Source organism: Phormidium sp. FACHB-592, from assembly GCF_014695795.1.
Classification (GTDB): domain Bacteria; phylum Cyanobacteriota; class Cyanobacteriia; order Leptolyngbyales; family Leptolyngbyaceae; genus Stenomitos.
Genome location: NZ_JACJOZ010000022.1, coordinates 75,243 through 98,327 on the forward strand (window position 1 = coordinate 75,243; position 23,085 = coordinate 98,327).

Annotated in this window: 19 protein-coding genes, 1 tRNA gene and 1 riboswitch; of the genes, 13 read left to right on the forward strand and 7 right to left on the reverse strand. The window is 50.3% G+C overall.

What is annotated here, in order from left to right; all coding sequences use genetic code 11:
- Positions 1-109 precede the first annotated feature (109 nt).
- On the forward strand, positions 110-895 hold the full coding sequence (locus H6F86_RS04450) for a hypothetical protein (protein WP_190446901.1): 786 nt from the start codon (positions 110-112) through the stop codon (positions 893-895).
- A 253-nt stretch (positions 896-1,148) separates the two neighbouring features.
- Here the strand turns inward: H6F86_RS04450 and H6F86_RS04455 are convergent, their stop codons facing one another.
- Both H6F86_RS04455 and H6F86_RS04460 read right to left on the reverse strand, forming a co-directional pair.
- The gene (locus H6F86_RS04455) at positions 1,149-1,337 is read right to left on the reverse strand and encodes a CPXCG motif-containing cysteine-rich protein (protein ID WP_190446902.1); all 189 of its coding nucleotides are present in this window, start codon (positions 1,335-1,337) and stop codon (positions 1,149-1,151) included.
- Positions 1,338-1,366: 29 nt separating this feature from the next.
- Entirely contained in the window at positions 1,367-3,010 is a 1,644-nt protein-coding gene (locus H6F86_RS04460; protein WP_190446903.1) for a radical SAM protein, read from the reverse strand.
- A 789-nt stretch (positions 3,011-3,799) separates the two neighbouring features.
- Here H6F86_RS04460 and H6F86_RS04465 point away from each other — a divergent pair.
- The 3 genes from H6F86_RS04465 (at position 3,800) to H6F86_RS04475 (ending at position 6,007) form a co-directional block, all read left to right on the forward strand.
- Positions 3,800-5,077 (forward strand): glycosyltransferase, encoded by a 1,278-nt coding sequence (locus H6F86_RS04465; protein WP_190446904.1) that lies wholly within the window; start codon positions 3,800-3,802, stop codon positions 5,075-5,077.
- 190 nt (positions 5,078-5,267) lie between these two features.
- Positions 5,268-5,516, forward strand: a complete 249-nt coding sequence (locus tag H6F86_RS04470) for a UPF0175 family protein (RefSeq protein ID WP_190446905.1) — start codon at positions 5,268-5,270, stop codon at positions 5,514-5,516.
- On the forward strand, positions 5,513-6,007 hold the full coding sequence (locus H6F86_RS04475) for a DUF3368 domain-containing protein (protein ID WP_190446906.1): 495 nt from the start codon (positions 5,513-5,515) through the stop codon (positions 6,005-6,007). The genes H6F86_RS04470 and H6F86_RS04475 overlap by 4 nt, the downstream gene beginning before the upstream one ends.
- A gap of 139 nt (positions 6,008-6,146) precedes the next feature.
- On the opposite strand, the gene H6F86_RS04480 is transcribed toward H6F86_RS04475, so the two are convergent.
- From H6F86_RS04480 to H6F86_RS04495, 4 genes are all read right to left on the reverse strand, one after another.
- Complete coding sequence (locus H6F86_RS04480; RefSeq protein WP_190446907.1) at positions 6,147-6,764, reverse strand: hypothetical protein; 618 nt, start codon at positions 6,762-6,764, stop codon at positions 6,147-6,149.
- The gene (locus H6F86_RS04485) at positions 6,754-10,641 is read right to left on the reverse strand and encodes an AAA-like domain-containing protein (protein WP_190446908.1); all 3,888 of its coding nucleotides are present in this window, start codon (positions 10,639-10,641) and stop codon (positions 6,754-6,756) included. The genes H6F86_RS04480 and H6F86_RS04485 overlap by 11 nt, the downstream gene beginning before the upstream one ends.
- A gap of 4 nt (positions 10,642-10,645) precedes the next feature.
- Complete coding sequence (locus H6F86_RS04490) at positions 10,646-12,529, reverse strand: filamentous hemagglutinin N-terminal domain-containing protein (RefSeq protein ID WP_190446909.1); 1,884 nt, start codon at positions 12,527-12,529, stop codon at positions 10,646-10,648.
- 426 nt (positions 12,530-12,955) lie between these two features.
- Entirely contained in the window at positions 12,956-14,944 is a 1,989-nt protein-coding gene (locus tag H6F86_RS04495; RefSeq protein ID WP_190446910.1) for an AAA-like domain-containing protein, read from the reverse strand.
- Positions 14,945-15,164: 220 nt separating this feature from the next.
- On the opposite strand from H6F86_RS04495, the gene H6F86_RS04500 reads away from it, so the two are divergent.
- The 5 genes from H6F86_RS04500 to H6F86_RS04520 all read left to right on the forward strand — a co-directional run bounded on the left by H6F86_RS04500 (position 15,165) and on the right by H6F86_RS04520 (position 18,016).
- Complete coding sequence (locus tag H6F86_RS04500; RefSeq protein WP_190446911.1) at positions 15,165-15,371, forward strand: hypothetical protein; 207 nt, start codon at positions 15,165-15,167, stop codon at positions 15,369-15,371.
- Positions 15,372-15,453: 82 nt separating this feature from the next.
- Positions 15,454-16,119 carry a LuxR C-terminal-related transcriptional regulator gene (locus H6F86_RS04505; protein ID WP_190446912.1) on the forward strand — a complete coding sequence of 222 codons (666 nt, stop codon included), beginning with the start codon at positions 15,454-15,456 and terminating at the stop codon, positions 16,117-16,119.
- Positions 16,120-16,124: 5 nt separating this feature from the next.
- The gene (locus H6F86_RS04510) at positions 16,125-16,355 is read left to right on the forward strand and encodes a hypothetical protein (RefSeq protein WP_190446913.1); all 231 of its coding nucleotides are present in this window, start codon (positions 16,125-16,127) and stop codon (positions 16,353-16,355) included.
- Positions 16,356-16,473: riboswitch (guanidine-I (ykkC/yxkD leader) on the forward strand.
- Positions 16,474-16,548: 75 nt separating this feature from the next.
- The gene (locus H6F86_RS04515; RefSeq protein WP_190446914.1) at positions 16,549-17,268 is read left to right on the forward strand and encodes an urea amidolyase associated protein UAAP1; all 720 of its coding nucleotides are present in this window, start codon (positions 16,549-16,551) and stop codon (positions 17,266-17,268) included.
- Positions 17,269-17,377: 109 nt separating this feature from the next.
- On the forward strand, positions 17,378-18,016 hold the full coding sequence (locus tag H6F86_RS04520) for an urea amidolyase associated protein UAAP2 (RefSeq protein ID WP_190446915.1): 639 nt from the start codon (positions 17,378-17,380) through the stop codon (positions 18,014-18,016).
- A 507-nt stretch (positions 18,017-18,523) separates the two neighbouring features.
- Here the strand turns inward: H6F86_RS04520 and gatA are convergent.
- Positions 18,524-19,990, reverse strand: coding sequence for an Asp-tRNA(Asn)/Glu-tRNA(Gln) amidotransferase subunit GatA (gatA, locus tag H6F86_RS04525; RefSeq protein WP_190446916.1), 1,467 nt, complete (start codon positions 19,988-19,990; stop codon positions 18,524-18,526).
- Positions 19,991-20,276: 286 nt separating this feature from the next.
- Between gatA and H6F86_RS04530 the strand changes: the two genes are divergently transcribed.
- The 4 genes from H6F86_RS04530 (at position 20,277) to H6F86_RS04545 (ending at position 22,980) form a co-directional block, all read left to right on the forward strand.
- A complete protein-coding gene (locus H6F86_RS04530; RefSeq protein ID WP_242033358.1) occupies positions 20,277-20,771 on the forward strand; it encodes a PPC domain-containing protein in 495 nt (164 codons plus the stop codon).
- Positions 20,772-20,844: 73 nt separating this feature from the next.
- Positions 20,845-20,918 (forward strand) — tRNA-Arg (locus H6F86_RS04535).
- Positions 20,919-21,103: 185 nt separating this feature from the next.
- Positions 21,104-22,300 carry a site-specific integrase gene (locus tag H6F86_RS04540; RefSeq protein WP_190446917.1) on the forward strand — a complete coding sequence of 399 codons (1,197 nt, stop codon included), beginning with the start codon at positions 21,104-21,106 and terminating at the stop codon, positions 22,298-22,300.
- Positions 22,301-22,467: 167 nt separating this feature from the next.
- The gene (locus tag H6F86_RS04545) at positions 22,468-22,980 is read left to right on the forward strand and encodes a hypothetical protein (protein WP_190446918.1); all 513 of its coding nucleotides are present in this window, start codon (positions 22,468-22,470) and stop codon (positions 22,978-22,980) included.
- The last annotated feature ends 105 nt before the right edge of the window (positions 22,981-23,085 follow it).

Below are 23,085 nucleotides of genomic sequence, written 5' to 3' on the forward strand. Positions count from 1 at the left end.
CCATTTATGCAGCCTGAAACTCGCTCGCAGTTGACTCTTTTGAAAGAGGAAACAATACCTTTTGCTTCATTAGGCTATGCCTGTACATTCGTTCCTCACACAACAAATTATGACGAGCAAGCAAGATTCTAAGAGCCAGCAAAGTGCTTCTAAGGAAACCGAACAAAAGCACCAACAGAGTGGTGCCGCTTCCAAGGCTGTTGCTCCTGATCAAGGTTCTAACAACGACACGCAAGCACTTGACTCTTTACTGGAAACGTTGGGTGGTGATCTGACCTCGATCGACACTGAGGCTGCTCTCGGCGCGATTGACGAGTGGCACGGCACCCTGCAAAAAGCTAAAGAGCCAGCAGTCAAGGAACTTGCGAATGGATTGAAAGAACTGAAGCAACTTCTAAAAGGTGGTAAGGCGACAGGGCATGACATTGGCGAAGTGTTGTCTCACATCGGCGACCAAACCAGCGATATTGCGGCTGAAGCAGATAAGGGCATGAAGACTTCGCTTCAGAAGTTGGGTAAGCAGTTGTCTAAAGCAGGGCAAGCACTTGGCAAAGCCGAAGACAAGGAAGCGGCTGAACAAATCGAGTCGTTGAGCGAAACCCTAGAAGGTGATTTGACTCAGGTCGATACCGATACAGCTATTGGGGCGATCGACCATTGGTACGGCTTACTGCACAAGTCTGATAACGAGAGCTTGCAAGAGATTGCCAATGGGTTGAAAGAACTGAAGCAAACCCTCAAGCGCAAAACTGCCAATGCGTCTGACATTGCCGAAGTCATGACCAAGATTGGGGAACAAACCACCGAAGCGGCTTCAACTGCTCATCGCGGTCTCAAAGGTCCCATCCAGAAATTTGGTAAATTGCTCAGCAGAACAGGCAAGTCGCTAGGGTAAGGCTGACTTGGCAAACCTGAGTAACCTTTAGAAAAGGTTGTCTGAGTGCAGCACAACCTCAAGGACAAAAAGCCTTTTGTCTCTTTAGTTCGTAGCCTGCTTCTCAGCAAGCACTACCGTACCAGATTCAATTTGACACCTTTACGCTTGAACCTAGAGCTTCTTCAAGTTGAAGCTCTGCGATCAAGAGGAATGTGCCAGATTGGGTCTGGTTCTTCGCTTTGGGCGACAAACATACTGTAGAAAAATCCCCTCAACCTTCGTATTCACTGTCGATTTCAATCTCTAACGTCTCTTCGTCAATCCGCACATAGAGAATGTTCGGTCGGCAGCAAACCTGGCAGTCTTCCACATACGACTGCTGACTGCCACCGCTGATATCTACAAACGTAGTGTTTTCTTCGCCACAGTAAGCGCAGTAGTATTCTGCCGTGTTCTGCATAGCGTTCCCTTTAGCCTGATAACTCCACCCTACTGCAATAAGGGGAGCACCTCAGCCGATCGCTTAAAATGTTCCTTGGCGCTTGCTAGGTGTTTGAGTAACGTGGCTTGTGGTAATGGACCTTGCAAATGGCTCCAGGGAAGCGTTTGCTCTAGTTGCCAATTGGTGTAAACGTAGTAATCCAGGTTAGGGAGTTTACCCCGCAGTTCCTTGAAGGCGCGACGGTAGCTGCCTAGTGAATCGCCATAGTGACGGGTCAATTCCAACAACTGTGACAGACGACGATCGCCCCTCGAAAGCAGTGTCTGAATGACCGACCAGTTATAGCTTTCGGGACGAAATTCAATACCTTGTGGGCGCAACTGCTTTTGAAGGAATTGCAGCCGCTTTTCAGCCTGAGTATTCACACCAAACCATTGAAACGGTGTGTGCGCTTTGGGCACGAAGGTACTACAACCAAACGTCAGACGCAATCCTGGCACGGTTTTCTTAATGTCTCGCAGCATTGCCACCGTTTCATCGAGGTCTTCTGGTTCCTCACCCGGTACGCCCACCATCCCGTACAGCTTGAGGTTACTGAGTCCGCCTGCTTTGGCGTTCATCGCTGCCTGGATAATCTCGTCGTTGGTCAGCTTTTTGTTGATAATTTGCCGCAGACGATCGCTCCCACTTTCCACGGCGATCGTAATCGAGCGAGTGTCGTGCTTTGTCAGCGTTGCTGCCAGCTTGGGCGTGACGGTATTTGTCCGCACCGAGGCAATGCTGAGCCGCACGTGATCGTAGTCGGGACGGTTGAGATAATCCAGCAGCGTTTCAAATTCAGGATGTTGGGTGACAGAGGCACCGAGCAAGCCGAGGCGGTCGGTAACAGTCAATCCTTGCGCGATCGCTGGGATTAGCGACTCCTCAACACTTGCCGTCCGAAACGGGAGCGTCAAATAGCTGGCAAGGCAAAAGCGGCACATCTCTGGGCAGCTTCGCACCACTTCGATCATGTAGATGTTTTCCCAGGCAGCTTTCTCGGTGACCACAGTCGATGCCGAAAGGGTATTGCCCCGGTAGGTCTGCTTTTCAATCAGCGCTGGAATGTCTGCATCAATGGGCGCGATCGACGCTAAGGCACCATCAGGGCTGTGATAGGTTGCTACATACAAGCTAGGCACATAAATCCCTGGCACTTGCGCTAAGTGGCGGAGTTGAGTTTGGCGATCGGCATGACGCACTGATCGATACGCAGTGATAAACTCGCCCAGCAACAGTTCTCCATCACCCAGCAAAATGATGTCAAAGAAAGCAGCAAACGGTTCTGGGTTCGCTGTCAGCACAGGACCACCACCAAACACTAGCGGCTGCACGTCCGATCGTTCAGTTGCCCGAATGGGTATTTCTAGCGCTTCTAGTAAATTGAGCACATTTACATAGTCCAATTCCCAGGACAGCGAAAAGCCCAGCAGCTCAGGCTCCGATGGCAACGGCTCCTGTACATCAGTAAACAAGCGGCTCACCTGCACATCAGCCCGTGCTGCTAGAGTTGCCCACACAACCTGATAGCCCAGGCTAGTAATGCCAACGCTGTACTCATTGGGAAACGCAAAGATGGTCGGCACGGCATCAGCCGCAGGCGTTGCCGGAGTGAAAAGCAACCGTTCGGCAGCAAAAGGAGAAGCAGTCATATCTTAAGCAAGAGGAGAGAACGGATTGCAATGTCCTTCCCCTGTTGTAGCTTTTCTTGCACCCTTACCGTTGAACATTTTCTCAGCCGAACGGTTGTCATCGGCTTGAAAACCAAGCAGAGAAGATGCTTGAACCTTTTATCACGCTAGATTAGCTTGCCGTTCAATTTGCTTGCCCTTGAGCAGAAAAGCAAACAAGCTTGCCAGCTCTCTGTAGCTAAGTCCCTAAGCACTTTAAATATGACAGTTCACAGCTTTTTGGCTCATTAAGGCTCTGCTGCATCCGTAAATTAACTGATCGATCGCTGTTTTATTACCGAAATCAAGAAACCTGAACCTGAAATCAACAAACACAAACCTCAAATCAAGAAACGCTTACTTGAATTAAGCAAAACTTATGCAAATTCAAGAAAGCTGAACCTGAAATCAATGAATGCTTATCGAAAATCAAGAAATGGGTATACGTTGCAAGAATTTTCAACGTGCGATCTCTCGGTTTAGTTGGAGCAGGGGGGCGATCAAGCTGATGGTCAATGAAGCCTCATTACAGCGATCGGGCTTTCAGACTGCGAGGTTTGAACCTAATTATCTAAATCAAGGATATTAGACTGCCAGCAGTCAGCCTATATTCTCCATTTAGGGTGAATAGACCGACAAAGCCTGTGTAATAAGTAGTTAGGCTGCTTCATATCTCGGTGAGGACAGTACTCCAATTTCACTCATGGGGAAGCAAGGCTTTAGGATTAAGCAAGTATATCTATACGGTGTCGTAAACCAAGAGGCAACGTAATGAGCCGAATTGTTTTAACCACTATTGGATCTCTGGGGGATTTGCATCCTAAAATTGCGCTTGCGCTTGAATTACGGAAGCGTGGTCATGATGTCGTCTTTGCAACTCACAAAGAATATCAAGACAAAATTGAGGCTCTCGGTTTCGAGTTTCATCGGATGCGCCCTGACAACACTGCGCTTGATGATCCACAAGAAATGGCGCGGATGATGGATCTGAAAACGGGTACAGAGTATGTCATCAAAAATTGGGTTTGCGCGAATTTACGTGAGACTTACACCGACTTAACGGTCTGTACCGAAGATGCAGACTTCATTATTACAGGTGAAGGAGTTGTAGCAGCTCGATTAGTAGCAGAAAAATTAGGAATTCCGTGGGCGTTCGCTGTCCTACAGCCTGCCTCATTTCTTTCGGTTTATGATCCATCCGTCTTGCCTGTACTGCCCTTGCTTGCCAAGTTACGGGGGCTAGGTTCTCTTGCTAACCAAGGCATCATTCGATTATCAAAAGTGTTGTCTAAATCTTGGGCGGAGCCGATCCACCAATTGCGACGCGAGCTTGGCTTACCGCCTCTGATAGGAAATCCATTCATTGATGATAAATACTCACCTTATCTTGTGTTAGCACTGTTCTCTTCAGTCTTTGCAAAGCCTCAACCCGATTGGGCAAAAAATGCAGTGCTCACCGGGTTCGCATTCTATGATGGCAGCGAAGGTGAGACAGAACTTGCACTAGAACTCCAGCAGTTTTTGGATGGAGGCGATCCCCCCATTGTTTTTACTTTAGGTTCAGCCGCAGTGATGGCTCCTAGTCATTTTTATCAAGAAAGTGTTCAAGCCATAAAGCAATTGAACCGCCGTGCTGTTTTATTGATGGGTAAAAATACTCCTTCAGAGGCTCTGCCAGAGAACATATTTGCCATGAGTTATGTTCCCTATGCTCAAATTTTTCCGCGTGCTTGTGCGATCGTGCATCAAGGTGGCATTGGCACAACAGCGCAGGCATTACGGGCAGGTTGCCCAACACTTATAATGCCTTATAGCCACGATCAACCGGATAATGCAGCAAGAGTTGAACGCTTGGGGACATCGCGGACAATTCCTCGAAATCAGTACACAGCAGAACGAGTAGCCAAGCAATTACGTCAGCTATTAGAAAATCCAAGTTATGCAGCTAAAGCTTTAGAAGTTAGAGGTGTCATCCGAGCAGAAAATGGGGTTGGTGTGGCATGTGATGCGATTGAGAAACAACTTCAAGCTGCTTCAATCGCATCATAAGTACCAGCCGCCCAACACGTCACGGCAGCCGATGGACGAAAGTCCTTGGTGCTGAGTTCAAAGTTATCTGCCGCCGCTGCGTTTTGCCGTTGTACTGCTAGTTTTTAGGCGGGTTTATACCTCAAGATTGCCTGTCAGCATCAGAATTGCTTAGGTTACTCTAAAAGTATGTCGGTAAGGTAGCTCTCTTATGAGTGTCGTCATCTCAGATGAAATCCTGCAAGCCTCTCAACTTACACCGAGTGAGTTTCGCCAAGAAATTGCCGTACATCTGTTTCAAACAGGTCGTTTAACGCTTGGCTATGCTAGCCGTTTAGCAGATATGCCACTCAATGCTTTTCGCCAACTTTTAAAGCAGCGCAAAATTGCACTGTATTTCTATGACGTTGAAGATTTTGAGTTGGATTTGAAAAACTTACGAGAGTTAGGGCGATTGTGATTGTTGTTAGTGACACATCAGCAATCACGAATTTGGCAGCAATAGACCAGCTAAGGCTTCTGCCCCTTCTCTATCAGCAAGTTATTATTCCAGAGGCAGTCTATCGAGAACTTGTGGACATTGCTCCGTCCGTACCTGGAAGTGCTGAAGTTCAAGCAGCTAGCTGGCTAGAAGTTAAATTACTTGCTAATCGTGAGATTGTTGAGCGTCTTCAAAGTGAGGCGAGATTAGATCCTGGAGAGTCTGAAGCAATTGCGCTGGCTTTGGAACTTGGAGCAGATCTATTGCTCATTGATGAGCGTCGCGGCAGAGCAGAAGCTGACCGTTTGGGCATCAAGATTACTGGGCTACTAGGCATTTTGATTGAGGCAAAACGGAAACGTTTAATTGTGGCTGTGAAACCTTTGATGGATGCATTGATCGCCACCTCAGATTTTCGAGTATCTTCAGCCCTATACGACCAGATTTTAAATATAGTCAACGAAACTTAGTTGAGGGTGCGATTAGTGGTCCTGACGTAGTACCACAACCCCGGTGCAGCAGGCTGAAGAAGCTTTTGGTGCTGGATTTTAGGAATACTTACAGCCGCTCAACCGGAACGTTGCCAAGTTTTTAGCCATCAGCTTTTTGTTAAGGAACGCTAGAGAATAATTGCTTGCCACACTGTCCCAGCGCTAACCCTATTAAGGAGACACTGCTGAGAATAAGAAAGGTGTTGGGCTTCCTAAGCAGTTTGATTAGGTCATTTCTTGCACCCGCGATCGCTTCAGGTAAGGTCATTGCCAAAATGCCCGCGATCGCACCCATGCCTGCGGCGCTTAAGATGCTCGGCAAGCTCATTGTCTTTGCCCATAGAAACGCGGCTGCCACGCTGATAATGCCTGCGATCGCCATGCTGGCAAACCCCGGCACCGTCCAAGCCAAAAAAACAACCATCGCAAATGCAGTTGCCAATTGCCCTTCTGGAATGCCAAACACGCTACCGACAAAGGCATTGGCAAGTCCTCCAGCTAAACCACTGCTAAGTGTCCACGTGATGACTGGAGGCAGCATCAAGAGCTTTGCTAGGGTGAGGGCAAAGGCAAACGGCAGCACGATCGCTTGTGCCCAAGACGGTGTGTAAGCGAGTAAGAAGCCAACTAGCAGATACCACAGAAAATTGAGCGCCAGCCAGCTAAACGGAATCATGGTCGTTTTCATGGTGTAGTCTTTAGCGCCCTGCGATCGTAGCAACTGCTTAACGCTCACAAAGATCCCGGTTCTTCGCCTGCCGATGGCTGGCACGGTATTCCTGTAACCAGTTGCAGCCTTGAGTGAGCAGTTCATCTAGATTAGCGAGGTGCCATTGCTGAATTTTGCCCGTTTCACCAACCGTAAAAAGTGCCTTACCATCTCCGCTAAACTCCACACCGCGCAGTTGCGTTTGACGGGTGTCAAATTGTGCCAGTTGTCTGCCAGACAGATCCCAAAGGCGGGCAGTGCCATCTTCACCAGCGGTAGCAAGTTGATTGCCATCAGGGCTGAAGCTAATACTAGCAACACTGCCCCAGTGACCATTTAGTTGTGCTAATGGCTTGCCAGAACGATCCCAAAGACGAGCGGTGCCGTCTTCACCAGCCGTAGCAACCTTTGTACCATCAGGGCTAAAGCTCACGTGCAGAATCCAACTGGAGTGCCCTTTGAGTTGAGCAATCGACTGTCCAGACAGATTCCAGAGGCGAGCCGTACCATCTTCGCCAGCAGTGGCGATCGTCTTACCGTCAGGGCTAAAGCTGGTGCTGACCAGCCAGCGATGCCGTCCACGCAGGTAGGCTATTTGCCGTCCCGACACATCCCACAGTTTAGCGGTGCCAGCAGAGCCATCCACGCCCACTGTCATTACATGCTTGCCGTTGGGGCTAACGTCAACGCTCAAAAGCCTGCCCTGGTTGCTTTGCCATGTAGCAACCGCTTTACCAGATGCATCCCAAATTTGCACAGTGCCATCATCCGCTGCGGTGACCAGTTGCTGGGCATTGGGGCTGAAGCTGATGCTTTTGAGCGTGTGCTTAGGACTCTGAAACTGCGCCAACCGTTCTCCAGCGACATCCCAGATCTGGATAGAGCCATTTTCACCCGCGATCGCCACCTGCGAGCGATCAACACTAAAGCCTGCACTGCTAGGCACTGGCAGTCCACCAAAGGCTTTAGTTTCTCTCGCTTGCTGCCTTGACCAGTCCCAAAACCGGACAGAACCATCATCACCAGCAGTCACTAGCATCTGTCCATTGGGGCTAAAATTCACGCTGTTTACAGGTCCCCGATGTCGCCTGAGTACGGTAAGGGGCTGTCCCGTTAGTGTCCAAAGTCGAGTTGTACCATCTGCACCAGCCGTTGCAACATGCTGTCCATCAGGGCTGAAACTAACTTCTAACGCCCTGCCTTGATTAGTCTTCCACTGGCTTTTGCCCTGAATGCGGCTAGGATCAGACAAGTCCCAAAGCTGCACGGCATCATCTGAGCCTGCGGTCGCGAGATACTGACCCTCTGGGCTAAAGCTAAGGCTTAAAACTCTCCCTTTATGCCCACCTAACTGTGCCAATTGTTTGCCCTGAAAGTCCCATAATCTCGTTGTGCTGTCCATGCCAGCGGTTGCCAGGTAAGGACCTTTGGGGCTGAAGCTGATGTCAAAAACCCAGCCAGCATGACCCTTGAGTTGAGCCAGCGGCTTCCCGGCAATACTCCAGAGCTGAACGATGTTGTCTTCACCAGTGGTGGCAAGCACATTGCTATCGGGACTAAAGCTGACGCCTAACACACGCCCGCGATGCCCCTTAAACTGTCGCAAGTAGTTGCCAGACAAATCCCAGAGACGAGCCGTACCATCTTCGCTAGCAGTGGCGATCGCCCGACCATTTGGGCTAAAGGCAAGGCTAAGAATGCGTCCGCTGTGCCCTTTAAACTGAGCCAACTGCTTGCCCTTAAGATCCCACAGACTAGCAGTGCCATCTTCACCCGCAGCGACAATCAGCGCGCCATCAGGACTAAAGCTGACATCGGCAAGCCAACCCTGACCAAAGTCGATCTGGTTGCGTTCGTGAATGCCGCTCAAAATTGTTTGCAGGGCAAGCAGCGGGCTAGTAACGGGGTAGCTCTGCGAGGAGTGCTTGCTGCTGGCGATCGCCTTGCTGGCAGAGGTTTGGTTGGCGATCGTAGCCAGTTCTCGCCCAGTCTGCATTGCCGCTACAAGCGCCTCAATTTCGCCCATCTGGTTGGCTTGAAACCGTTGCAGGATATCCAGCGCTGTCGTTTCCAGACTCTTGATGTTAAGGCTAATGGTGGTTGCACTTAAACGGGTTTGGGCACTGAGCGCCTGTTGCTGCGCCTGCTGCCGGATTTGTTCTGCACTCAGAGCTTTTGCCTCGGCAGTTTGAGCGTCATTCTGGGCAAAGGCAACCCGTTTGCGTGCCTCTAAAAGGTTGTTCTGCAACACTGCCAAGTCTGCCCGGGTAGCAATCATAGTCTGCCGGGTCTGCTGCTGCGATCGTTCTGCACTTTTGGCTTTAGCTTCGGCAGATTGCATGTTGTACGTGGTGACTTGCAGCTTTTTCTCTGCCTGCCGAAGCTCGGTCTGGGTTGCCAGCATTTTTTGGTTTGCTTTGGATGCCAGAAAGCCGGACGCGATCGCTAGTGTTAAAGTCCCAGCCAGAACAACAAAGCCTTTATGAATTGTTCGTCTAGCTTGCTTTTGGGCATCTGCCAGCAACCGTGTAACTTCCTTCTCTGCCTCCAGCGCAATTTGTTTATCTAACGCCTGACTGGCAACCAAAAACTGGTAATCATCATCGCTTAAGCTCTTGTCTACAGCCCACCGTTGCGCCTGTAGCAGCAATGGTCCGCGCAGCAGATGAGCTGCGTCCTGACAGTTGGAACCCATCCAGGCATCCAGGGCATCCGCGTAGGGGCGATGGCTAGAGAGGATTGCAGTGACCCAATCCTGGTTGAAAACAGAGGCATAAATACGGTTACAAAGGCTGAGGCTACCGTGCTGTTCGGTGACAATACCAGACAGCTTGAGTTCCATGCGTTCGGCACTGTCGTCGGCTGACAGTGGTTGACGCTGCAAGATTTTTTGGTAGCAGCCTAGAATGCGGTTGGTGCGCTGTGGATTTCGTAGCAGGCGATCGCGGATAGTCTTCAGGTGCGGTGGTTCGTCCTGCGATTCCCAGTTGTGAATGATATGGGTCTGCACCAGTTGCTCTAGCCACCGTGCCTCTTGCCCAGCACCAACGGCAGCCGGAGCAGCATGAATGAGCTTGCAGAGCTTTTGGGTCAAAAACGGTTGCCCACCCGTCCATGCCAGCACTGCTTGCAGCATGGCTTGAGGATTGTTGGCAGTTGACCGCAAGCCTTCGAGCAAAGGCTGTGCTTCGTCAAGCTGAAAGCCACTAAGGGGAATAGCTTTGCCGATGTTGAAGGGGGTACGGCTTTTGTCTTGAATCAGGTCTGAAGGAGTCGCTACACCCAGCAGGGCAAACGTTAGGCGCTGGTAGTCGGGACGATCGGCACGCTTGTTGTAGCAAGTGCGAATCAGCGCGAAGAAATCGTCAATCAAAAAGTCGAGGCTGAGTACGCTGTCAATTTCGTCAATAAAAATGGCGATCGCTCGATCACTGTCTGCCAGCACCACATCTTCTAAAAACGTTCCCAAGCGCTGCACAGGCGGCAGAAAGCTGTGTTCTCGCCACCACAGCCGTAAATCAACAGGATGAACCAGATCCAGGCTGCTTTCCAGCGAGTAGGCAACCCCAGCGTACCATTGCTCTGGGCTGACGTTTCGGTTGCCAATGCCAGACACATCGATCGCGGCACAGACAACACCTTCAGCTTGCAGTCGGCGCATCGTTTGTACTCGCAGGCTGGATTTGCCTAGCTGCCGGGAATTAAGCACATAGCAAAATTCGCCTGCTTTTAAGCCTTCATACAGGTCGCGATCAGCTTGGCGGGTGACATAGCTTGGCGCATCGAGCGGTAAACTGCCACCAACCTGATATTCATAGCTCAACTCTGCTGTTGCAACCATTACCGCATCTCGATCGTGATACCCCCACCCTGCTTTTATAGCCGCTTCCACCCCTTCACGCACTTACCTAGTTCTTCAACGTCAGCGAGTTTTGGAGCACCTCTACCGTACCATCTGGACTAAGTGTAAGCGTGACTTCAAACCCTGGCACTGTGCGTTTTACAGTCGGCTCAGCTGCTGGCGCTAGGTTAAGGTCAGCTAAATACGTAGCGGCGACTTGCCCGAGCGGCACCACTTGCTGAATCGCACCCTTCGTATCTAACAACAGTCGATAGTGCAACTGAGAAGCTAGCTGCGGCTGTGGTTGCCAGCGCTTTTGCACTTGCTTTTTAATTGCTGCCAGTCGGCGTGATCGTGCCGATGCCTGGTTCATGTCGTCGATCGCGTCCTCCGACAATTTTTCTTCTGGATCACTCAATGGTAAGAATGACTTCATTGAGGAAGCGGCACTGGCTTGAGCCGAACCTGCCTCGGTGGAGCTTGCTTGTATCAAATTTGCCTGAGTCGAACGTGCCTGATTCAAGCTGGTTTGTACAGGACTTGCCTGACTTGTCGTCGTTTGAGTTGGATACTGCGGCAGGGCTTGAGGCAAGACAATGCTATTAGTTTGATCGCCAGTTGCTGGAAAGACCACGATCGGCGTAGACACGATCGGCGTGGAAGAGTTATTGTCGTTCGGCTTCAATGGCATAGGGCACGCAACCCCACAATCAGGGGTAAGGCTGCTGGGAAGGGGTGCAGGCAGAGGCGGCAACGCCACATTAGGCGGCGCAGAGGGCACAGAGACGGCGGGAGCATTAGGCGGCGCAGAGGGCACAGAGACGACAGGAGCATTAGATACAGAGGGCAAAGCAACCAGAGGTATCGATTGGGACGGAGTGTTAGGCACAAACACCGTGCCGCTTTGTGGCACTGGACTCACAGTAGGAGGCAATGCTCGATCAGGGGGAGCAAGCGAACGTACGCGATCAGCAGGCGACGGACCTGGAGTAGCAGGTACTGGCGGAAACGCATTAGTCAGCACGTTGCCACGTAGCAGCGTTCCACCAGGAGCAGCAATTGCCTCTCGTACTGCCACATTTCTGGGCGAAATTTGCACACCTGATCCTGTCAACACAACTTGCCCTGATGGATTAACGGTGAGACCAGTCGCGTTGGTGGCACTCCCGCCTGTAAGCAATTGAGGCAAGGAAAGCACCGGCAGCGTCCAAGCTTCGGCGCGCTCAGTCGGCGTTGGGCGCTGCACGTCTAAACTCAGCATGGCTCCGGGCTGGCTGAGGCGCACCACACTTTGCCCCGGCACTGCTGCCACAACAATTTGTCCCTGTGGAGCAAACAAGCTGCCAGTACTGACAACGGTGCCCCCAAGCAAGGTCAACTGTTGCCCTACGCCGACTGCTAGCCTGCCAGCATTGATAATGGAACCTGGCTGCGCCACGGCAAAAGCATAGCTGCTGGGGTTACCGCCTAACGCTTCGTAATTATTGCTGCCAGAGGCGTTAAACCAGTTGGCACCGAAACCAATGCCAGTCGCTGTTGTCGCAGCAAAGGAGCCAGCAACATTCAGGGAGGCATTCGTACCAAACACAATCCCGGCTGGATTCATCAAAAAGAGATTGGCACTGCTGCCACTAACCTGAATTAATCCATCCAGACGCGAGGCATCGCCCCCAGTCACCCGCACCAGAATGTTGCGATTAGCGGGATTGGCAAGAAAGTTTGCCACTTGAGCTTGGGTCAAACCGAACTGAGACAGGCTGTGAAACAAGTTTGCGCCATCTCCCGAAAGAGTGCCGCCACTAATATCAAAGCGGTTGTCAACGGGAATCACGATCGTGCCTGCATCACCCGGATTCGGCACAATCTGCGCGTGCAGACGCCCAACGCTGATCGTGCTACCAACAGCAATGGCTGCTAGCAATGTTGTAATTTTTCTAGCGATTGGTCTCATGATCTCATCTCGTAGAACTTACATCCCGTAGAACTTAGAAGCAGTAATGTCTAAACGTCGATTCGCCTCTAGCCAACCTTGATGTAGATGCTCTTGCCCTAGACTACCAACGCTAGCGTATGGACTGGCAGTGCCTCAAGCCAGGTTCACACAAACTTCAAGCATTTTGTGCTGATTTATACTGAGCCAGCCTGGTTTAACAGCTATTAAAACGGCTCGATGAGCGGCAAGCCTTAGCCGCGATCAACTCACTGCTGTATCTTTCACTCACGCGTTCACTCAACCTCTACAGAGCTTAGGCAACAAATAACCCTTGCCATCACCACTTGGCTTTATGCCATCTTCACCTAACGGTTTAGGAAAGAAAACTAACGGTATCCCTAATGTTCGGCACCTTATATGAGCAGGCGTTAGGAGTGGCAAACGTTAGGCAGCTAGCAGGCGATCGCGAAAATATTGACGATACAGCTCGTAGCGCAGAGTCACGTTATTTCCATTGAGGTGTACCAGTCCCATGCTATGGAGTTTAAACGCCTGAGATGCTTCTAGGCGTACTGGCTCTGTAGTGGCAACCGCTTTTGCCAAGGCAGCGGCTAAAGCCGGGTACTGCTCTAAATTCCACAGGTGTCGCCGCAGGTGGTCGCTGTAGGGTCCAGCTTCGGTCGGCGCAGTGTGGAGCAACTGCTCTAGCGTCATATCCTGCTTAGCAATGTGGTAGAGAGCAACCCGCACTAGATAGGGATGCCCGCCGACTAAAGTCATCAACTGTTGGATGTGCGACGATCGCCAAGATAACCCGTGGCGTGTTGCTAGATCATGCACGTGCTCAGGGCTAAACTCTGGCAGTTCGATCGGCAATCCTACGTTAAACGGCGACTGATTGCTGTCTAGCGGTACGTAGACTTCAGTTGAATGGACAACGACCAGACGCAGCTTTTGCCAGACAGCACGGTTTTTTGCCTCTTCGTGCCATGCACGCAGTAAGCCAAAAAAGTCTTCGGCAATATGGCGATGCTCAAACACGCGATCGACTTCATCCAGCCCTAGCACTAGTGGGCAATCCATTTCGCGCAACAGATATTGCTCAAAGTAGGCTTTGCAATTAACCTTGCTGCCAAAGATGTCATCCCAGTAATCTTTCAGCTTGTTGGGCAACTGTAGCCCTAACCCCACGCTGGCACAAAACCAACGCAGAAACTTGTCTAAATCAGCAAAAACAGCGCGATCAGCAAGCTGAAAACTCAGCGGCAACGTCACATAGTTTTGCTGCTCTCCATGATAGAGAACGCGTGACATCAAAGAGGTTTTACCCATTTGTCGGGGCGCTTTGATGCGAATTAAGGCTCCCGGTTTGACGATCGTTTCATAGCAGCGTGTCTCGATCGGTGATCGCTCCACATAAAAGGCTGACACTAGATTGACTTGCCCCCAGGGTAGCTCTGGCTCTGCTACAGGTAGGGGCGGTGCATCGGGGTCTTCTACTGCTGTAAAGGACGTGGGTAGTGCCTGAGTCGTCGTCTTGGCAGACAAGGGTTGCGCCTCTGCCAACAGCGTGAGCAGCGTTTGCACCAGCATGGGTGTGTCGAGGGGTGATCGCCATTCCCACTGTTGAAACCCATGCAGATAACCGCGCAAGTTATGGTTTAACGGCAACGCCAGCGAAAAGCCAACCCGCACAGGCAACAGCATTGGCTTGTGGCTAGGATGAGCATCATACGCTTCCCGCGCACGTCGCACTGCCTCTGTCACCATCTCACTAGCAGCGGACTGAGGAGCTAGCAACAGCACAAAGTAATCGCACTGCTCCAGTACCGCACCCAGATGAGGCAACCAGTCGGGCGATCGATGGCTCTCCTCTAAAATCGAGACGTGGTGCCCCACCGCTTGCAGCCTGTCGTGCAACTGTTGAGCAAACCCCAGACTCCCTTCCTGGTTGCCGTGACTGATTACCACTCTGGAACGCTCACGCAAGGCAGGAGACTGCTTGGAACCACTAGATTGTTGAGTGGCAGATTGCTGCATCCCAACTGTCAGAGTGTCAGCAGAAGGCTGCGTCCGAGCGGGCAGTAGCGGCGGGGCAACAGGGCTACCAGAACGTGCTAGTTTGTACCCCGCTTCCTCCAAGGTATGAATCACCGTTCTAGAGTTGATTTTGCCTTCTGGCAAGTCTCCGAGCGCTTCTAGATAGCGGTAGAGGCTGCATAGTGCCACCCGTACACCACCTACCCCTTTGCATAGTTCCTTGGCAATCTCTTTAGGACCCAGCCCCAACAGCAACCCACGCAGGTGCTCTTTTTCTGTTGGAGTAAGCTTTTCGCGCTTGGCAGATGCCAGATCCGCATAAAGTCGTCCCAGATCCCAAAGGGTCTCAGCGCGTGCAAAGGTCTCTCCGGTCTGGCTTGGGGCAGGTGTCATGAGGGCTTATGAGACTTCTAACGTAATGCCTAACGATCTGACTAATGGTTCCTAATGGTCGTTAGTTCAATGTAGCGTAGCCTTTCGCTTATTCTTTCTATCTAGAAGAGCAATGACAACAATGCGTCCCCCCGCCATCTGCAATATCAGATGAAGCTGTTCGTCAACGCTACTTTACCCATTGCCACTTGTGCAACTGTCTTCTTGGAGGTGTCTAACCATGAATTCCATTCACGAAATTGTGCAGCAGGTCCTGACCACAGGTTATTTATCAGTCAGTGCTGAAGAGCAGCTACGGCGGCTTTTAACCAGAGAATACGGTCGGGAAGATTTTTATGCCTTTATGAAACTGCAACAAGCAGCAATGACAGGGCGCGTCAAGCAAGAGTCTCGCGAGATGAGATGCCTGAGCACATCGAGAGCTTAAGCGCCGCTAGAAGGGACGATCGATGAGCAGCGGTGTATGAGCCATGCGATTGAACCAACCTACCCCGTTGTCTGGAGAAGCTATGCTAACCCATAATTGCAAATCTGATCGCCGCCCCTATAGTCTGCCCACCTACGCCAGAGACGTTAGCCCAGCTGCGGGTTTTATCACTGCACCAGCGATCGGCTTCACTGATCTACCGTCTTCAATGTTGTTGAGCGTACTTGTAGATACCATCCCCAAAGGGTTGCTTGTACTCTCAATTGATCGAACCATTGTCTACTGGAACCAAACTGCGAAGCGGCTCTGTCAAACGCTGCCCAGTAGCCAAAGGTATCAAACGACGTTACCAACCGTTATAGCGGAGTTGTGGAAACAGGTCGTAGAGGCGGAGTCAGATACGGAACCAGTCGTGCTGGAGTATCAGACATCGGACGATCGCTCGTTTCGACTGACGGCGTGTTGGCTCACAACTAGCGCAGGCGATCACCTGATTGCAGGCTTTAGCAATCAAACATACATTCTCGTCACGCTAGAAGATCGGGACGAAGTGTTGCAGCAGGACATACAGGCAGAGCAAAAAAAGTTTCACCTCACCAATCGAGAAGCAGAAGTGTGGCTCTTGCTAAAACGAGAATATAGCTACCAGGCGATCGCTACAACGCTCCACATCAGCCTCAACACGGTCAAAACCCACATTCGTAACATTCACGCTAAACGCCACCCTTATCAATCACTACCCGCTTAGGACGATTGCCTTCAAGTTGCTTTCAGGTGTTGCCTCGCTTTGTGCAACTTGCCCATAAATATGGTGTCGATCGAATCACACCGTTCTGGCTTGTAGTAGTGGCTATTCGCACCAGAGCGATCGAGCAGTGTTATCTGGATTTAATGACTTTGGCGAGAAAGCCTTGGTTAGAGATGCTAAGATTTGAGCGATTGCAATCGAAGGCGATGAACGCCCAATGCGATCGCTCACAATAAACTATTCGCTTCTAGGGTTCCGGTCTTGCACGAGTGAGATGACTGGTCCGAGAGAAGCAACCGCTTAGACCTGTAATCAGGTAAAGCGGTCACACGGCGGGAAAAAAGCCCGGGAGAGCCAAGCAACAGAGATTACTGTTGGCGGCTTCCTGGGCTTTGTCGTTTCAGTCGTTTGTTTCACAAGGAGTACATCATGTCTACCGAACCACACTCGATCGATCCAGCCTTAATTACCTGGGATGAAGTCATTCCCGGTGGTGCCTATTGGTCGCGCATCATCAAGCGTGGCACGACGCTTCGCCTTGTTGCGCCAGAAGGTTCTAGGGGCGTTGCGTTTCTCTGCTACAACGCCGACAACACGATCGAACGGTACAACGCTGCCGATACTGCCAAGATTCAGTTCAACGCCTTTTTGAAAAAGGGAATGTTGCTCTACTCCGATATGGGTCGCGTCTTGTTTTCCATCACAGAAGATACCTGTGGTTTGCATGACACATTGGGCGGTTGCAGCAACTTGGCGACCAATTCTAAGTACGGTGAGGGTGATTACAAAAATTCGCGGGATAATTTCTTGCTAGCGCTGATCAAACGCAACCTGGGCAAGAAAGACATCATGCCGAACCTGAACTTGTTTACTCGCATTGCGGTTGATCCAAACGGCAATCTCTTCTGGGCAGAGAAAACCGCGCAACCAGGAGATTTTATTGATTTGCGAGCAGAGATGAATGTGTTAGCGGTGCTGTCAAACTGCCCTCATCCCCTTGACCCCAGCCCCTCGTATGAGGCAAAGCCAATTCGGGCGATCGTCTGGAACTCTCCCGCCTCCACTGCCGATGATCCCCTTCGGACAAGCAACCCAGAAGCAGTACGTGGGTTTCAAAATACCGATGCATATTTGGGGCAGTTGGTTTAGGGAAGGCAGAAGGCAGAAAAGTTGTTAGAAAAAAGCTGACGGCTGACGGCTGCCCACTAAATCAACTCACAATTCAAATTTAGTAGTTCTTCATTTTGAGGATTAAACGATGGTAGCGACAGCAGTTGAACTTGACCCCAAAACTGCGATTTACAATGAGGTATTGCCTGCTCGCAAACCCTGGGCGAAAGTGCTAACGAAAGGACAAGTGCTGCGGATTGTGGATTTAGGCGGCAATCAGGCAGTCGATTTTTTGGTTTATAACGCGGATGATCCGAGTGAGCGGTACAGTGCCCCAGATACAATTCGGGCACAGGGCAACATTTTTATCACCACCGGCACAAAGCTATATTCCAATGATGGCAATGTGCTGATGACGGTGCTCAACGATACCTGTGGACGGCACGATACATCGGGTGGTGCATGTAGCTGCGAGAGTAATTCGGTGCGCTTTGGCTTGGATAAGAAATGGCAGCACGCCTGTGTAGAAAACTTTCTCTACGCCATTAAAGATTACGGCTTGGGCAAACAGGATATGACGAGCAACATCAACTTTTTTATGAATGTGCCTATCAGCGAAGATGGCACCCTCGAAATTGTGGATGGTATTTCTGATCCTGGCAGCACAGTCGAGCTACGGGCGGAGATGAATACGCTGGTGGCAATTTCCAACTGTCCGCAGATGAACAACCCTTGCAATGGCTACAATCCCACCCCGATTCAGTTGATCATTTGGGATGCGGTGTGAGGCTGTGAGGCTGCAGCAACGATGAACAGCCTCACCTAGAATGAGCATGGTTTTGGTTGTAACCTCACGCTTGCGTTTTAAGCGTGGACTGTTCTTGCTCGCAACCAGAAAACTCCTGTTTTGAGTGAGACAATTCCTGCTGAAAACTGGAGCACTGCTGTTCTAAGCTAGATGATTTCTGCTAGAAACAAGAACGTTCTTGTTTTGGAGCTGACAATTTCTATCTGAGATAAGAACATTCCTCTTTGCAACCAGAACACTTCTGTTTTGAGGCAGACAATCCCTATTTGAAATAAGAAAAACTTATCTCTGAGTGATAACGTTCTTGTTCAAAGTAGGAATTGTCTCACTGAAAACCGTAACGATCGCCCTTGAGATAAGAAAATTGCGACTTCAAACTGAAAGGCTCTAAGTTTTTCTTAGAGCCTTTCACATTTACGGTGGAACATTGCTGTTTCAGATAAGCAAACTGGATGCTTATGTTTCACGGTTGCTGTTGGCGATCGCTCACTTCACCGTCGGCGTTTGCTTATGCCACTCAGTTGCTTGTTCGTAAGCATATGCAACTTGCAAAACCTGGTCTTCGCGCAGGACATTACCAACAATTTGCAGACCGATCGGCAAACCTTGGCTGTCAAACCCACAGGGCACGCTGATGCCGGGAAGCCCTGCCAGGTTAACCGGAATCGTCATCAAGTCAATCAGATACATACTGAGCGGGTCAGTTGTTTTGTCGCCTGCTTTAAACGCAGTCGATGGTGCGGTCGGACTTACCAACACATCAACCTGACCAAACGCCTCTTCAAAGTCTTGCTTGATGAGCGTTCGCACTTTTTGTGCTTTGAGATAATACGCATCGTAGTAGCCAGCCGACAGCGCGTAAGTGCCAATCATGATGCGGCGTTTGACCTCTGCACCAAACCCTTCGGCACGAGTGCGAGTGTACATCTCCATTAAGTCTTCAGCATTGGGAACGCGGCTACCGTACTTGACACCATCGTAGCGGGCAAGGTTTGCCGAAGCTTCGGAAGGCGCAATGATGTAGTAAGCGGCAATGCCGTAGCGAAAACGGGGACAGGAGATTTCTTTAACCTCAGCGCCTAGACTTTTAAGCTGGTCGATCGCCCCGTTCACTGCTTTCTCCACATCTGGATCAAGCCCCTCGCCAAACGTTTCTTTAATCACGCCCACTTTCTTACCCTTAAGGTCAGGCGTAAGGTATTGCGTATAGTCAGGTATTTCAACCTTGAGGCTCGTCGAGTCTTGGGGATCATAGCCTGCGATCGCGCCCAGCAAAATGGCAGCATCTTCAACCGACTGGGCAAAGGGACCGATTTGATCAAGCGAAGACGCGAACGCCACCAAGCCATACCGCGACACCAAGCCATAGGTCGGCTTCATGCCCACAATGCCGCAGAATGACGCAGGCTGACGGATCGAGCCACCTGTATCAGAACCAAGAGACACCGTACACTCTCCGGCTGCGACTGCGGCTGCCGAGCCACCCGACGAGCCACCGGGCACTCGTGTGGTATCCCATGGGTTTGCCGTCAGTTGAAACGCCGATGTCTCTGTCGAGCCGCCCATCGCAAACTCATCCAGATTTGTTTTGCCAACGGTCACGGCTCCAGCATCCGCCAGCTTTTGCGTCACTGTCGATTCGTAGGGCGGCACAAAGTTTTCGAGAATGCGTGAGGCACACGTTGTAGGGATGCCTTTGGTGCAGAGGTTGTCTTTAATGCCGATCGGAATCCCCGCCAGCAGCCCGATATCTTCACCGGCTGCAATCTTGGCATCAACCTGTTGCGCCTGTGCTAACGCATGATCTGCTGTGACATGCAAGAAGCTATGCAGCGTTGGCTCCACTGCCTGAATCTGATCGAGTGCCTGTTGAGCCATTTCAACCGCCGATCGCTCTTTGCTGATGAGTTGCTGGTGCAATTCGCGGATCGAAAACCTGCGAATGGATGCCATGCCTTAACCTCGTTCTGACTCTATGTGCAAACTACAGTATACGGTTCAGCGCAAACGCGATCGCGAGGTCGCACTGTGATCGCCTCTTCGATCGCGGTATCTCTTAGCGTGAAGCTAAGCATTTCTGTTTTAGGGACAGATATCGTGTTGACTCTCGCCCGGTGCCTCATAATGAAACGCGCTAATGAGCCGACTGCTTGCATGACTAAGCGCACGATCAAGCGATCGCTAACAGACGGAAAAAGAAGCGGTAAGCCTAAACGATTTGCCGCAGCACTAAGCCATAATGTTGACGGGTTTCAATCCTGTCACCTCATCCACTGCCTTCATGAATTACTGTTCGATCGCCAGCTTTCATCTTGCGCTCTTCATTCCCTTCACGCTGCTTGCAGTCAGCATGAATACGGCTATAGCTAATGCCCAAGCGTCCTTTTACAAACCAATGCCGATCGTTTCTGGCAAGACCCTTACAGATAAGCTGACGAACAAAGATCTTCCCACTGGACAAGGTGGGTTTGCACGTGACTATGTGCTGCCGCTGAAAGAGGGCGATCAAGTGTCGATCGACCTGACCTCCGAAAATTTTGACACGCTCGTCACCCTTATTGGTAACGATGGTTCCACCGTTGCCGAGAATGATGACGGTCCTGACGGCAGCACTAACTCACTGCTTTTTACCCGCATTACCAAAACAGGTAACTACTTCATTCGCGTTCGCGCTTTTGGTGAATTGGCTGGCGGCAATTTCAAGCTCAAGGTAACGCAACTCAAACCGTTATAGCCCCTTTGCATTCCCACCTAGCCCAGCTCACCATCGCCGTGGCTAATCTCTGCTGCTATAATCCCTTTTATCTGGGGCTGTAGCTCAGCAGGATAGAGCGACCGCCTCCTAAGCGGTAGGTCGAGGGTTCGAATCCCGCCAGTCCCGTCAGTCTAAATAGAGTCAAAACCCCTTCTGAAAGGCGTTCTGAAAACAGCTTTGGGAAATAGATCAGCGATTCCTCTAGTATCGCTGATCTATTTTTTTGTAAAGATCGGACTTAATTAGACGTTTTTGGGCATAATTTGGGCGTAAGATGGGCATAATACATTTGTATCAACGAGGTGTGTGCCATGTACTCGGAAGAGGCTCGGAAAAAAGCTTCGAAAGGTTCCGTTCAGATCACGGTGAGCCACAGTCGGTTGCAGCTACGGTTTCGTGTTCAAGGAATTAGTAAGCGGTTTAATCTCTCAATGGGTTTATCGGACACTCCGACAAACCGGAAAGCTGCGGAGCAACGAGCACGACAAATTGAGTTAGACATTGCTTCCGGAAATTTTGATCCGACACTCGCAAAGTACAAGCCTGCGTACTCGCTCAGTATTGCCAGTCCCGACCTTACGCCCAAAACTACGCCTAAAGCGACGCTTGATACACTCTGGGAGAAGTTTATTGAGTACAAGCGCCCTCAATGCAGTCCTTCCACGATGAGGTTGCAGTACAAGACTTTTACAAAGTACTTAAATGAACTCCCTACACATGATCTTGACGAAGCTTCAGTTATTCGTGATCACATACTCAAAAAGATTCCAATTGATTCTGCAAAACGTTTCATTATTCGACTTTCCGCGTGCTGCAACTGGGCAATGAAATCTGGCTGGATTACTGAGAATCCGTTCCAAGGCATGGCCAGCGAGATCAAACTTCCTAAGGGAGAAGGTGGCGAGCTATTCGCGATCAATCCCTTTTCAACTGAAGAGCGGGAAGCGATCCTTGAGGCGCTCCTTGCTAATACTGCCTGTTCGAAGTTCTCTCGGGTAAAGCATTCCCACTACTATCCGTTTGTTTTCTTTCTCTTCAACACAGGTGCTCGCCCATCTGAAGTCATTGCACTTCAGTGGAAGCACATCTCAGATGACTTTCGCTCTATCAGCTTTGTGCAGGCAGTAGTCGAATCCGATCAAGGAGCGGTGTGCAAGCACGGATTGAAAACTCAAGAGCGGCGCAGGTTTCCTTGCAATGAAAAGATGCGGGGGTTTCTGAAAGTGCTTAAGCCAAAAGAGGCCACAGCAGAGACACTCGTTTTCCCAAGCCCTACTGGGAAATGGATTGATTCAAACAACTTTCGGAATCGTATCTGGACTCCTGTCTTAGATAAATTAGCCATTGAGTACCGTAAGCTCTATCAGACAAGGCACACGTTCATTACCCTTGCGCTTGAGAACGGGTTAGATGCAAAGGATGTAGCACGGTTGGTCGGGAACTCACCGGAAATAATCTACCGTCACTATGCCGGGAATAAGCGTGACTTATGTGTTCCAGTCTTTTAGGCGACTAATCTTTTTGTTTTCTGAGCCAAAGAGCCCATTGCTCTGCCACTACAGAAGCTTACGGTGTAAGCACCTTATTCAAGATGTTGCCTGTCTTACAGGTTAGGAATTTCTAGCAATTTGTGCATTAGGAATAGCAATTCTCTTATCAAAATACTAGGTCTCTTATGAACAATAACTCCTTTCTACACCTTCCCAGCCCCTATTTGCTCGCTCCTACAAGTCGATCACAATTGCAGCCAACTTGGCGATCAAATTTTCAGCTGCTGATACAGGTGTTAGAACGCCTGTCAGACCCGGATCTTAACCGACCGCTCTTAGGAACAGATACAGAAAAGAGTTTGCTAATATACCAGCAACTTGTTGTTGGGCAGTTTTTTCGGCAAAACATCAACGCCAAATTCCCCTTTTACAAAGCATCGTCTAAAAGTTTTGAGGCCTGGCTTCAACCTGAAGTTACTTTGTGGAAAAAGTTACTGCTAATGCTTGAGGAACTCTCTAGGAGGAAAAACTTTCATAGCGAAGCTCCTGCACTCATTTTCTACAAGCTTATAAAGGAGAGATTGTTGCTGCTGTTCATTGCTCCTCATGGCTACGAAGAGGGTATAGCAGTGAAAGATTTTTTTGCTCAATTACAATCTCAAAACGCTCAGTTAGAAACTGTTTGTAAATGTATGTGAAGTAGAAGACAACTACGGTCACAAAGGCGCGATACCAGAAGAGTGACATCTACATGGCTTGAGGATATGAGTCAGCCTTACTACGACAGTGACCTGACCGATGAG